The following is a 13461-nucleotide window of genomic DNA, read 5'->3' as shown; positions in this document are numbered from 1 at the left end:
TAAAAACATAAAATTTCAAATAATGAGTACTAATTCAAACCTTCATAAAAACGCAATTACAAACACTTCAGAAAGTCCGTTTGTAAAGTTAAAGAGCATCAATTTTGGTGATTGTAAATGGAATGCTGGCTTTTGGTCAGAAAAAGTTAAAAATGCAGAAGATAAGATGTTGCCTTATATGGGAGATCTTTTGTGTGGTGATATAGGTCATGGATTAAATAATTTTAAAATTGCTGCCGGAGAAAAAGAAGGTGAGCACAAAGGTTTTTACTGGCATGATGGAGACTTCTTTAAATTTATGGAAGCAAAAATGTATGTCTATGGATTAACTAAAAACGAATCAATTTTAAAAGAATTAGACGAGTATATTGCGGTAATTGGAAGAGCACAAGAAGAAGATGGATATATTCATACCCACGTTCAAATTACAGAAGGTGTAGACAGATTTGAGAATAGAAAATACCACGAAATGTATAATTTCGGACACTTATTTATTGCAGGTTCTGTTCATTATAGAATTACAGGTCAACGTAATTTCTTAGATATTGCTGTTAAAATGGCAGATTTATTACATGCTTATTTTATGCCAGATACCAAGCATTATCAACGTTTTGGTTTCAATCAAACTCAAATTATGGGATTGGTAGAATTGTACAGAACTACAAGAGATAAAAAGTATTTAAAATTAGCAGAAAAGTTTATCAACAGAAGAGGGACTTATGAAATAAAGCATGATGATACTACAATTGGATATCCTATCGGAGACATGGTGCAAGAAAGAACACCTTTTAGAGAATCTGAAGAAGCGGTTGGTCATGCTGTTTTAGCATTGTATTATTATGCAGGAGCTGCAGATGTGTATGCTGAAACTGGTGAAAAAGCATTGTTAACTTCTTTAGATAAATTATGGGAAAACGTTACAGGCAAAAAAATGTATGTAACAGGAGCAGTTGGTCAGGCACATTATGGTGCGTCTACTAATTTAGACATGATTGAAGAAGGTTTTATTGATGCTTATATGATGCCAAATATGACGGCTTATAACGAAACATGCGCAAACTTATGTAATGCGATGTTTAGTCATAGAATGATGGGTATTAATGGTGAATCGAGATATGCAGATATCATTGAATTGGTATTGTATAATAGTGGTTTATCAGGAATTAGTATTGAAGGAAAAGATTATTTCTACTCAAACCCATTAAGAATGGTTAACAATTCTAGAAACTACGATTCGCATGATGATGTAACAGAAAGTCCTGTTAGGCAGCCTTATTTAGAATGTTTTTGTTGTCCTCCAAACTTGGTAAGAACCATTTGTAAAAGTTCTGGATGGGCGTATAATTTATCAGAAAATGGGGTTTCTGTTGTTTTATTTGGTGGAAATAATTTAGATACAAAAATGCTAGATGGTTCTCCTTTAAAATTATCTCAAGACACAGAATATCCGTGGAAAGGATTGGTGAAAATAACTGTTGATGAATGTAAAGATACAGCTTTTGATATTCAAGTTAGAATTCCTAAATGGGCGGTAGGAAGTACTTTAAAAGTAAATGGTGAAGATGCTGGTGTTGAAATAAACCCAGGTAATTTTGCAAACATTAATAGGACTTGGAAAGCAGGAGATGTTATTGTTTTAGATATGCCAATGGAACCAACCTTTATTGAAGGGCATAATAGAATTGAAGAAGTGAGAAATCAATTAGCAGTAAAAAGAGGGCCAATTGTGTATACAATTGAAACTCCAGATTTACCAAAAGATACTCCAATTTTAGATGTTTATATAAAAGGAGATGCTTCTTTAAATGCAGTTCATAAACCAGATTTCTTAGGAGGAGTAACAGTAATAGAAACAGAACTTTTATTAAGAGAGGGAAAAACAGATGACATGTATCAAGTAACTACTAAACCTGTTTTTAAAACATATAAAACGCAATTAGTTCCTTATTTTGCTTGGAGTAATAGAGGTCAAGCAGAAATGACGGTATTTATGCCAGTTGTTTGGTAAAAAATATAAGTTAATATATAAAAAAGGACAAATTTTAAAATTTGTCCTTTTTTGTTGTTTATACACAGGGTTTTACATTTTAAATATAGGTAATAATGTATTGTTTTGAGGTATTATCTAGTAATAAAATGATTTCTTTTTTATGATATTGTAGCTTGATGGAATCACTTAAATTCTAAATTAAAAACATAATTATGAATAAATTAAAGATCGGTTTTTTATTGATTTGTATCTTGTTAACAAGTTGTAAAAAGACACCAAAACAAGATCAAATAAACGAAGAATATTATAGCCCAAACTACGAATCTTTAAATACACATGAAATTCCAGATTGGGCATTAGATGCTAAATTCGGAATTTATGCACATTGGGGGCCTTATACTATGACAGGAGATTGGCCAGATGATGCTACTTACCCAAAATCTGGAAACTATCATACAGTAGGTTATAGAGGTTTGTATAAATTGGGGAGAAAACCCGACCCTAGAAGAGTTGCTTTCGAAAAACGATATGGTGCTGTAAAAGATGGTTTTGGTTATAAAACTTTAGCAGAAAATTTTACTGCCAGTAAATTTGATCCTATTGTTTGGGCAGATTTAGTGCAAGAATCTGGAGCAAAATATGCTGGTTTAGCAGTAGTACATCATGATGGGTTTTTAATGTGGGATAGTAAGCAGACTCTTTTTAACGCGGGTAATATGGGGCCTAAAAGAGATGTTACTCAAGAATTATTTACTGAATTTAAAAAACGTAATATTAAAACGATGGCAACTTTTCATCACGCCAGAAGTTTAGAAATGTACAACAAATGGATACCTGTTTTAAAGGAAAAACCAGAATATAAAAATGTAGATTTATTACAAAAAGAAAATGAAAAATATTATTGGTTTTTAGATAAAAATACATTTTCCCAAAAACGTTTCGAAATTACAAAAGAGTTTATTCAAAAATATAAACCAGACTGTATTTGGTTTGATTCTGGAGGAGTAAAAGAAACGCAAGAAGAAACGTTATCAACCTTTTTTAATATGGGTATTGATGCTAAAAAAGAAGTTTCTGTACATAATAAAGATAGTCAATTTGGTAAGAAAATAGGGTTGTATTCTTTTGAAAGAGGATATAAAAGACCAGAGTTTATTCCTTGGCCTTGGGAAGATGATACTACAGCTTCAAATAGTGGTAGTTGGTGTTGGTGGCATGGAATTACCTATAAAAAATCAAACGATTTAATTTTAAGGTTATGTCATTTAGTAGCTAACAATGGAGGGTTATTACTTTCTTTAAACCCAAGACCAGATGGTTCTTTTGACCCTGAAATGGTATTAATGTTAAAAGGTATTGGTAAATGGTTAAAACAAAATGAAGAAGCAATTCATGGTTCAAGACCATGGGAAATTCAAGGAGAAGGACATCTGCAAGAAGATGAACTACGTTTTCAATGGAATAGAAATATGCAAAGATGGGCAAAACCAAATGTATCTATTTTTGATGAAACAGATATTCGCTTTACAACACAAAACAATACACTTTATGCGATTCAATTGGCAATTCCTAAAAACGGAATTACAACAATAAAGTCTTTGGGTTTTGATAATATTCCAAGTTCAATTAAAGATATTAAAGAAATTCAATTAGTTGGTTATGGAAAAGTTGGGTTTAACAGAACAAAAGAAAATTTACAAATTCAGTTACCAAGTAATTTGCCTAACGATGTCGCTTTGGTTTTTAAAGTTGATATTATTGGGAAGCTAAATAGGGTTTTGCATAAAAATAAACGATAGGTTTAGTTGTCTCTAAAATAGAAACACCAAATTTCTTAGAAGGTATTACAGTTATAGTAACAGAACTTTTATTAAGAAAAGGTAAGACAGATATTATGTATCAAGTAACTACTAAACCAGTTTTTAAAACATATAAAATAAAACTACTCCCTTATTTTGCATGGAGTAATAGAGGTTAAGCAGAAATGACAGTCTTTATTCCAGTTATTTGGTAAATAGACATTACTCATTTAAATTAAAAATAGCCTAATCAATAGCTTTTGATTAGGCTGTTTCTTATTTTGAACAATTTATTAAGGTAAAATTGATATATGATAAGGTACAATTAAGTAATTATATATTCGTTTATTTTCAGTTCTTGAGGTTTCAAAATACACGGATAAATGATTACATATGAATAAGACAAATCATATACAACTTAACACAAAATGGACTCTTTTTTTTCTATTAGTAATCGAAGTCGTTTGTTTTAATTATGCTCAAGAAAAACCAAACATTGTTTTTTTACTTGCTGATGATTTAGGTTATGGCGAATTAGGTTCTTTTGGTCAAAAAAAAATAAAAACACCTTTTTTAGATCAGCTTGCAAAAGAAGGAATGATTTTCACAGATTTTTATGCAGGGAATGCACTTTGTTCGCCTTCAAGAGCGGTACTTATGACAGGTATCAGTTCAGGAAAAAGTTCTATTCGTGGAAATATCGGTTTTCATGAAGATAGAAAACAATTAGATAGAGTTTCTATAAAACCAAATGAAACTACTTTAGGAGAAATGTTACAACCAGCTGGTTACGAAACAATTTATTTTGGAAAATGGCATTTGGCTGACCCTTATCATTTAGAGACTTGGGCAGCAAACCGTGGTTTTGATTATGCTGTTCAAGGACAATGGAAAAGAAGAAAAGGAAATTTTGTGATAGATTCAGATTTCGACTTTATTAATGGTATGTCTGATGTTAAAAAATATGACTTCACAAAATATAGTTGTATGGATGAATTTAGAACAACACAAGCCATAGATTATTTTGAAAAAAGAGAAACTAAAAAACCATTTTTTTTATTTATGTCCTACAGAATTCCACACGGACATGAAATTAACATAAGAAATCAATCTATCTATAGTAAAAATAATTGGCCAGAAGTAGAACGTAAACATGCTGCAAGAATTACAATGTTAGATGAGCAAGTTGGACGTTTATTAAGGTATTTAGAATTAACAGGTAAATTAGAAAATACAATCATAATTTTTACAAGCGATAATGGTGGTCATAAAGAAAAAGGGCATAATGAACAATTCTTCAAAAGTAATGGGGTATATAAAGGTGCTAAACGCGATTTATACGAAGGAGGATTAAAAGTACCAACATTTGTAGTTTGGAAAGGCAAAATAAAGGAAGGAACTACAAATAATCACATAGGTTCATTTCAAGATTTTATGCCTACGTTGTCTGAAATTGCAGATGTAAAAACACCAATTCAAAGTGATGGAATTTCAATATTACCAACACTTTTAGGAAATAAAAAACAACAGATACATAATTATTTGTATTGGGAGCTTCATTTAAATTTAATGAATAAAAACGGAATAGATAAAGGTTTCAGACAAGCAATTCGTCAAGGGAATTATAAGGCAATTCGTTATGGAGTAAATTCAGAAATTGAACTTTATGACTTAAGTATTGATACAAAAGAATTGACAGATATTTCCAAAAGTTATCCTGAAAAAATCAAAAAATTTAAAAAATTATTTAAGGAGTCAAGTACTGAAAATAAGAACTTTAAATACGGAGGAAACATAAAATTTTAAAAATAACAGTAAACATAAAACTATGAATATATTTAATTTCAAATCTCTTTGGATACTTGTAGCTATCGTATCTTTTATCAATGTAAAATCTACAAATGCTCAAAATGATTCATTTAAAGAAGTTTTTAAAGAATTTCCAAGACAAAATAAAAATCTGAGAAAATGGGATTCTCCTGTTATTGCAGATTTAGACAAAGATGGTTATAATGATTTATTAATTAACGATCACGGTTTTGGTATTCAAGTTCAATGGAATAATAAAGGGAAATTTGCAAAACCTTTTGATATTATTATGGGAGATTTACACGGACTTTCTGTGGGAGATTTTGATAATGATGGTTATCTAGAAATAATTATGTCTAGAGGAGGAGGATCTGGAGGTAATGCTAGAAATTCTAAAATTTATAAGGTAAAAGGAAGAGAATTTGTTCCAATGGCAGATTTTACAGAACCTTTAGCATTAATGAGAGGTAGAACCTTAAAATTTGTAGATTTAGACAATGATGGAGATTTAGATTTATTAAATTTTGCATTTCCTGATGAAACAAAAAAAGGTGCTAGTGAAAATTATATTTACGAAAATAATGGTGCTGGAGAATTAATTTTACACGGTACAGTTGCAGCAAGTAAGGCTAATGGACAAAAAACATTAACAACAGATTTTAATAATGATACTATTATGGATATGATTGTTTATGGTCATGGAAATGTAATTGCATATCAAGGAAATGGAGATTTAACCTTTACAGATGTTACCAAAAAAGTACTTCCTTTTGAAATTGATGAAGTAACTACAATTGCAGAAATTGATTATGATAATGATGGAGATATGGATCTTTATTTTACAAGAGGATTAGAATTTGAAAAAGGAGAAACATTTTACAATAAAGAAACCAAAGATTTAGGCTTTTTCTCAAAAAGAGGCGTTCTTGAATTAGAAGATTTTGTTTCTGGTGAAATTTTAGAATTAGAAAACTTTCAATCTCAATGGCCAAATAACGATACTTATTACATAGGAGAAGCTTCTTATGATTATGAATTTAAAGGAGAAACACATTCAGGAAAAGACATCAGTTTAAATATGAGTGATGCTTTAGGTTTTCCAGATAAACTTAATTATCAAGAGAAAAAAGGATGGTATATAGGTTATGTTGGAAATCAAAAATGGAGAGTATCAGGATTTCTTTGGGCACCAGCAACAGGCGTTATTCACAACGTAAAAAATTATACAGAATCAAAGCATCCTAAAGGATTGAGTGATGTTTTATTAGAAAATAAAAAAGGAAAATTTTCAGATGTTACCAAAAAGGCAAACGTATTCTTAGAAGAACATACCATGGCTGTAACAGTTGCAGATTATGATAACAACGGTTATAAAGATTTTTTAGTGGTAAAAAGAGGGGAGTTGGTGTACGAAAATGAATCTATTTTATACTTAAATCAAGGAAAAGCTGGTTTTAAAGTGAAACAAGGACACAATATTATTACAAAAGATCTAGGTGGAATTGGTATGGCTATAGAAAGTATAGATTATGATAAAGATGGAAAAGTTGATGTTGTAATTGGTGATGAAAGAGGAAAATGGCATTTATTTAAAAATGAATTAGCAGATGCAACTAGCAACAAGTCTTTAACAGTAGAAGTAAAGAATTCTAAAAAAGGTAATATTTCTCCTTTAGGAGCAATTGTAACACTTCAATCTTGTGGTAATTCACAAATTCAAAGAGTGGGTACTTCTGCTTCTCAATATTCTTTAAGTCACAATACTTTTGTGCATTTCGGATTAGAAAATTGTAGTAAAACAGTAAAAGTAAAAGTTAGGTATTCTAACGGTGAAACGTACGAAAAATCAATCAAAGCAACTGATAAAACCCTAGTTGTAGGTCAATAAAAATTGACTAAAGGTAACAACAATGGTTTAACAGATAAGCATTTATCAACTTTAAAATTGAAGTAAAAATGGCGACTAAAAAACAATCAACAATTATAAGGATTCTATTTCTTGCATTTTCTTTAATTGCGATGATCTCTTGTGGAGAAAAAAATGCACTTGAAGAAGAAGCTCTAAATAAAATAAGCAAGTTAGAAGCTTTAATGGATAAAGCTAAAGATAAATCTATTGATGTAACTAGAGAAGAAACAACTTTATGGTTTGCCAATGAGTTCTTAAAATTTGCAAATTGGGATGAAGTTCATCAAGAAGATGTTGAAAAACTTTTTGGATACTATGAGCCTTTTAAGGAGGATAAAACAAAATACGCAGAAGATTTACCAGATTTTGAAAGAAAAAAAGTTATTGAAATTGTAGACAAAGGGATTAATGATTTAGAGCAATTAATTGCAGGAAAAAGAACAAGAAGACCTGTTTCTAAAGTTGATTGGGAAAATATAGAAGTTGCAAAAGATATGTTTTTAAGTCATGGAAAACCTGTTTTTTTATATGATTATTTCTCAAAAACAGTTGGTAAACAACTCACAAACAAAAGTGTTTATAACGATCATTTAGGTAATATTTATCACGGAGGTCAAAGACTGTATGATGTGAATATGGATCGTGCAATAAATCCATTTATCTTAAATGAAGATGGAACATTTAATGAAAAAATAGAGCTTATTACTGAAATTCCTGATACCAATGTTGGTTTTTTAATACTTTGGAATATGGGAATGCCAGATTGGGTACACAAACAAGCTCCAGAGTTAGAAAAAGGACGTTCATTATTCACAGGTTTTGATATCGATAATCCTACAGCAAGAAAAGTTTGGAGTGATGTAATTCAAAAAGCAGGTGCATTAACCAAAGGTAAAAAAGTAACGCAAATGGGGTACATTTTATCGAATGAACCTCACTGGTATTCAGAAAAAAATCACTGGACAGCTCGTTTTAATGAAATGACAGAGATGTCTTCTCATTCGCTTACTAAATTAAGAAATTGGTTAAAAGTTAGGTACAAAGGAAACATTAAAGAATTGAATAAAAATTGGGAATCTTCTTTTAAAAATTTCGCATCTGTAACAATAGAAGTGCCCATTGATAAAGCAAAAAGAGGAACGCCAATTTGGTACGACTGGTGTAGATATAATATGGACAGAAGTATCGATTGGTTTGCTTATTTACAAGGCGAGTTGCACAAAACAAATCCAGATGCAGATACAAGCATCAAGATTATGCCAAATATGTTTACTGAAAATGCACGATCTCACGGAATTGATACAGAAGCATTAACAGATTTAACATCTATGATTGGTAATGATGCCAAAATGAGAGAGCGTGATGTAAGAAGCAAAAAACCAGAAGAATGGGAAGAAAGATATTCGTATTTCTGGGAAGAAATGAGTGTTGCTTACGACTTTATGGAATCAGTTTCTCCAGAAAAAATTCACTTTAATTCAGAATCTCACTTTTTATCAGCCTCTTGGTGGAGAAAGTTAAACACGCCTGCAGATTATGTGAGAAGCACAACTTGGTTGGCAACATTGCACGGAATGGATGCACAATTGGCGTGGTTTTGGGCAAGAGATCCTGATGGTTCTCCGGAAGATAGATTAGAAGGTGAATTGAATTTCTTTGACCCAGCATTGGCAGGTTCTATAGCAGGTTCTGTAAATCAACAACCTCATGTTGCTAATGAATATACGCAAGTAATGATGGATTTGAATTCGTTTTCTGAAGAAATTTTTGCATTAAGAAAACAGAGAAGACCTATCAGATTATTTCATTCAGAGACTTCTGCGATCAATAAAAAGTTTCACATGACAGAGCAATTTTCATTATATGAAGCCTTGTATTTTGAAGGTTTTCCTATAGGGTATGCTACTGAAAATATCATCAAAAAACAAGATAACTCAACTTGGGATGCTATTGTGGTTTATAAAACACCTTATGCTACTGATGGAGAATTTGATGCCTTACAAAGTTATTTAAATCAAGGTGGAACTGTAATTATTGATAGTAAAAATAGTTTGTCTCAAAATGAATACGGACAAAAAAGAAGTAAACTTTTATCAAAAGGAAAAGGAAACTTAATTGTTGTTGGAGGTAATGCTTCAGTAGAAGAAATTCAAAAAATTTCTTTAGAGAATATTACAGTAAGTTCACAAGAAATCATTTTAAAAGAAGACAATGGTTCGCATCATAAAGGTTGTGTTTGGAGAGTTGCCAAAAACAAAGAAGGGAACTTTATTGTGAACATTTTAAATGTTGGTAAAAACGATGCGAAATTAAATCTTTCTTTTAAAAATAGTAAAAAAGTGAATGCTATTAATATGATGAATGGTCAAGAGTTAGGTTCAGAATTTAGTCTAAAAAGCAATGGTGTGTTGTTACTTGAAATTAAATAAATAATTTAATAAATCCTGTAACTATGAAAGCAAGAATCTTACTATTTAATTTGTTTTTTTTCTTGATGATTGGTGTTAAAGCTCAAAATTTAGCACTACCAAAATTTGTAAATCCAGAAGACAGAATTGCATTTGCCATGTATACTGTACATGAAAATATCGTAAAATTAAATGCACAATTTTATCCCATAAAAAACTTTGAACCTTTTAGAGCTACTCTAGAAATAGAAGAAAACGGAAAATGGGTAAAAAGAGCAGAAGCTAAAATTCAATATCCTGGTTATACAGCACTTTTAAGAATAGAAAATTGGGATGATACCAAAGAAGCAAAATACAGAGTTGTACATAACAATAAAGCTTTTTATGAAGGTATTATTCGTAAAAACCCTACGCATAAAGATAATTTTGTTTTAGCAGCCTTAACGTGTAATTCTATTTATCCTCAACATGGCGGCGATATTCCAAGAACAGATATTGTAGAAAACTTAAAAAAATTACAACCAGATTTGTTGTTTTTCTCAGGAGATCAAGTGTATGACCATAGTCAGCATTATTTATATTGGTTAAAGTTTGGTAAAGATTTTGAAGAAATAATTAGAAATACACCTACAATTTGTATTGTTGATGATCATGATGTTGGCCAAGGAAATATTTGGGGTGCAGATGGTAAAGTAACAGAAACTAGAAGTGGTATTTCTGGGGGATATTATATGCCAGTAGAATATGTAAAAGAAGTAGAAAGAGCACAAACAAGTCATTTGCCAGATCCTTATGATGCAACTCCAATACAACAAGGAATTGGTGTTTATTATACAGATTTAAAATGGGGAGGAATCAGTTTTGCCATTTTAGAAGACAGAAAATTTAAATCTGGATTAATGGATTTGCCAAAATACGCGCCAGATATTTTTCCAAACGGAACTAGAGATGCAATCTTCGACCCAACTGTTGATACTAGAAAATTAGACATTCCAACGGCAAAGTTATTAGGAGATCGTCAAATTAAATTTTTAGAAGATTGGACCACAGACTGGGAAAATGCTGAAATGAAAACGGTATTATCACAAACTGTTTTTGCAATGGTAAATAATTATACAGGAAAACACGATAGAGAAATAATTGCAGATTTTGATACCAATGGATGGCCACAAACGGGTAGAAATAGGGCTTTAGCAGTTATTAGAAAAAGTTTTTCGCCAATGATTGGTGGAGATCAACATTTAGCCACTTTTGTAAAACATGGTATTGATGATTGGGGAGATGCTGGTTATTCTTTTGTAACTCCAGCAATTGCTAATTATTGGATGCGTTGGTGGGATCCTAAAAGTCCAGGAAAAAATAAAGCAAAAAATGCACCTTATTATACAGGTGATTTTTTAGATGGATTTCAAAATAAAATAACGGTAGAAGCCGTAGGAAATCCATCAGATGAACAGAAAAAAGAAGGTGGTAAGTTATCTACTAGAGTTGCTGGTTTTGGGGTGATAACCTACAACAAACCTAACAGAACTATAAAGTTTGATTGCTGGCAAAGAAATGTAGACATTACAGATCCTAATCAAAAACAATATGTAGGTTGGCCAATAACTATTTCTCAATTAGATAATTTTAATCCAAGGAAAACCTTTCAATTACCAACGTTAGAATTGTCTAAAGAAGATCAAGTTGTAACTATAAAAAAGAGTACCACCAATGAGGTTATTTCATCTTTAAGAATCAATGGAGAAACCTTTCAACCAAAAGTTTTAGAATTAGGTTCTTATACAATAGAAATAGGGGAAGGGGATACTCCTAAAAAGTATTTTAATATCTATTCAGAAAAAAAGAATAAGAAAAAAATGAAGATTCAGCTTTAATTTTTTAATCTAACATTGATTTTTAGTGTTGTTTTCTTTTTAGAAAATAATTGATTTTGCTCACTAAGAATAAACCAAAAGATAGAATACTATTTGCAATATTTATGGTTTCTAAACTTTTTGTACAATTTTATTTTATGATGAATTAAGAACACATTAAATATTATTTTATAAATTAATTACTATTATGAAACAGGTTTTAAAACAAATAAAATTACTGTTATTCGGAACTTTTATGTCTATAATGGGATGTACAGCACAACAAGAGCGCCCAAATATTTTATTCGTTTTGTGTGATGATCTTGGGTATAATGATGTTGGTTTTAATGGATCTACAGATATTATTACACCAGAATTAGACAAGTTAGCAAACGACGGAATTACGTTTACGTCTGCTTACGTGGCGCATCCTTTTTGCGGTCCAAGTAGGGCATCAATATTAACAGGACGTTATCCGCATGAAATGGGAACCGCTTTTAATTTGCATAGCAATTCTAGTATGAATGATGCCGATAATATGGGGATTCCAACAAATGAAACTTATATTTCTAAGGTATTGCAAGATGCTGGTTATACTACAAGTGCTTTTGGAAAATGGCATTTAGGAAGTGCTCCAAAATTTCATCCGAATGAAAGAGGATTTGATAATTATTATGGATTTCTTGGTGGAGGACATAATTATTTTCCTGAAAAATATCAGAAGGATTACCAAAAACAATTAAAAGCTGGGAATAAAGAAATTCGCGATTATATTCTTCCGCTAGAACATAATAATAAAGAAGTAAAAGAGACAGAATATATTACGGATGCTTTATCTAGAGAAGCTATTAATGATATTAAATTAGCTTCTACAAAAAAAGATCCTTTTTTTATCTATTTAGCGTATAATGCTCCTCATGTACCTTTAGAAGCAAAGGAAGAAGATTTAAAGGTTTTTGCAAACATTAAAGACGAGGATAGAAGAACGTATGCAGCAATGGTGTATGCGGTTGATAGAGGAATTGGTAAGATTGTAAAGGCATTAAAAAAAACAAAGCAATATGACAATACATTAATTGTATTTTTAAGTGATAATGGTGGTAATTTTGATCATGGAGCAAATAATTATCCGCTAAAGGGAACAAAAGGAGATGCTTGGGAAGGCGGTTATCGTGTTCCTATGTTTTTCCATTATCCAAACAAATTAGGAAAAGGATTGAAATTTGATTTTCCAGTTTCTTCACTAGATTTATATCCTACGTTTGCAAAATTAGCCAATGCTAAAATACCAAAAGACAAAAAAATAGATGGTAAAGATATTTTTGAAGCTGTAAAACAGAATACAGAACCCCATAAAGACGACATGATTTACTGTTTAAGATACCGTCATGGATTTAGTGATGTTGGTGCCAGATTAGGCGATTGGAAAATTACAAGAGTTGGAAATGAACCTTGGAGATTGACAAATATTACACAAGATATTGGCGAAAAGAAAAATATGGCAGGTAAATATCCTGAACGTCTTAAAAAAATGGTGGCTGAAACAAAAAAATGGACGGAAGGATTTGCACAACCTTTATGGTATTATTCTGCAAAAGATGAGGAATTATGGAAAGATGGTAGAATGCCACAATACAATGAAACTTTTGAAGTGGATATGTTAACTGATTTGCCTACTAAAAAATAGTTT

7 protein-coding genes are annotated in these 13461 nt (G+C 31.0%); all 7 read left to right on the top strand.

What is annotated here, in order from left to right; translation table 11 throughout:
• Positions 1–22: 22 nt before the first annotated feature.
• The 7 genes from ACSHW5_RS05685 (at position 23) to ACSHW5_RS05655 (ending at position 13458) form a co-directional block, all read left to right on the top strand.
• Positions 23–2008, top strand: coding sequence for a glycoside hydrolase family 127 protein (locus tag ACSHW5_RS05685; protein WP_435675145.1), 1986 nt, complete (start codon positions 23–25; stop codon positions 2006–2008).
• A 194-nt stretch (positions 2009–2202) separates the two neighbouring features.
• Positions 2203–3789, top strand: a complete 1587-nt coding sequence (locus ACSHW5_RS05680) for an alpha-L-fucosidase (RefSeq protein WP_435675144.1) — start codon at positions 2203–2205, stop codon at positions 3787–3789.
• A gap of 393 nt (positions 3790–4182) precedes the next feature.
• Entirely contained in the window at positions 4183–5595 is a 1413-nt protein-coding gene (locus ACSHW5_RS05675) for a sulfatase-like hydrolase/transferase (RefSeq protein WP_435675143.1), read from the top strand.
• A 22-nt stretch (positions 5596–5617) separates the two neighbouring features.
• Complete coding sequence (locus tag ACSHW5_RS05670) at positions 5618–7486, top strand: FG-GAP repeat domain-containing protein (protein WP_435675142.1); 1869 nt, start codon at positions 5618–5620, stop codon at positions 7484–7486.
• 68 nt (positions 7487–7554) lie between these two features.
• A complete protein-coding gene (locus ACSHW5_RS05665; RefSeq protein WP_435675141.1) occupies positions 7555–9936 on the top strand; it encodes a hypothetical protein in 2382 nt (793 codons plus the stop codon).
• A gap of 23 nt (positions 9937–9959) precedes the next feature.
• Positions 9960–11792, top strand: a complete 1833-nt coding sequence (locus tag ACSHW5_RS05660) for a metallophosphoesterase family protein (RefSeq protein WP_435675140.1) — start codon at positions 9960–9962, stop codon at positions 11790–11792.
• Between the two features lie 187 nt (positions 11793–11979).
• Positions 11980–13458 carry a sulfatase-like hydrolase/transferase gene (locus ACSHW5_RS05655; RefSeq protein ID WP_435675139.1) on the top strand — a complete coding sequence of 493 codons (1479 nt, stop codon included), beginning with the start codon at positions 11980–11982 and terminating at the stop codon, positions 13456–13458.
• The last annotated feature ends 3 nt before the right edge of the window (positions 13459–13461 follow it).

It is taken from the genome of Polaribacter sp. (assembly GCF_051251875.1).
Lineage (GTDB): Bacteria > Bacteroidota > Bacteroidia > Flavobacteriales > Flavobacteriaceae > Polaribacter.
The sequence above is the reverse complement of the archived record's forward strand: the minus strand, read 5'-3'. Positions and strand labels throughout refer to the sequence as shown.

Excerpts from the sequence above, each read along its gene's own strand:
- ACSHW5_RS05665 (WP_435675141.1), top strand. The coding sequence starts at position 7,555 with ATGGCGACTAAAAAACAATCAACAATTATAAGGATTCTATTTCTTGCA.
- ACSHW5_RS05680 (WP_435675144.1), top strand. The coding sequence starts at position 2,203 with ATGAATAAATTAAAGATCGGTTTTTTATTGATTTGTATCTTGTTAACA.
- ACSHW5_RS05655 (WP_435675139.1), top strand. The coding sequence starts at position 11,980 with ATGAAACAGGTTTTAAAACAAATAAAATTACTGTTATTCGGAACTTTT.
- ACSHW5_RS05660 (WP_435675140.1), top strand. The coding sequence starts at position 9,960 with ATGAAAGCAAGAATCTTACTATTTAATTTGTTTTTTTTCTTGATGATT.
- ACSHW5_RS05675 (WP_435675143.1), top strand. The coding sequence starts at position 4,183 with ATGAATAAGACAAATCATATACAACTTAACACAAAATGGACTCTTTTT.
- ACSHW5_RS05685 (WP_435675145.1), top strand. The coding sequence starts at position 23 with ATGAGTACTAATTCAAACCTTCATAAAAACGCAATTACAAACACTTCA.
- ACSHW5_RS05670 (WP_435675142.1), top strand. The coding sequence starts at position 5,618 with ATGAATATATTTAATTTCAAATCTCTTTGGATACTTGTAGCTATCGTA.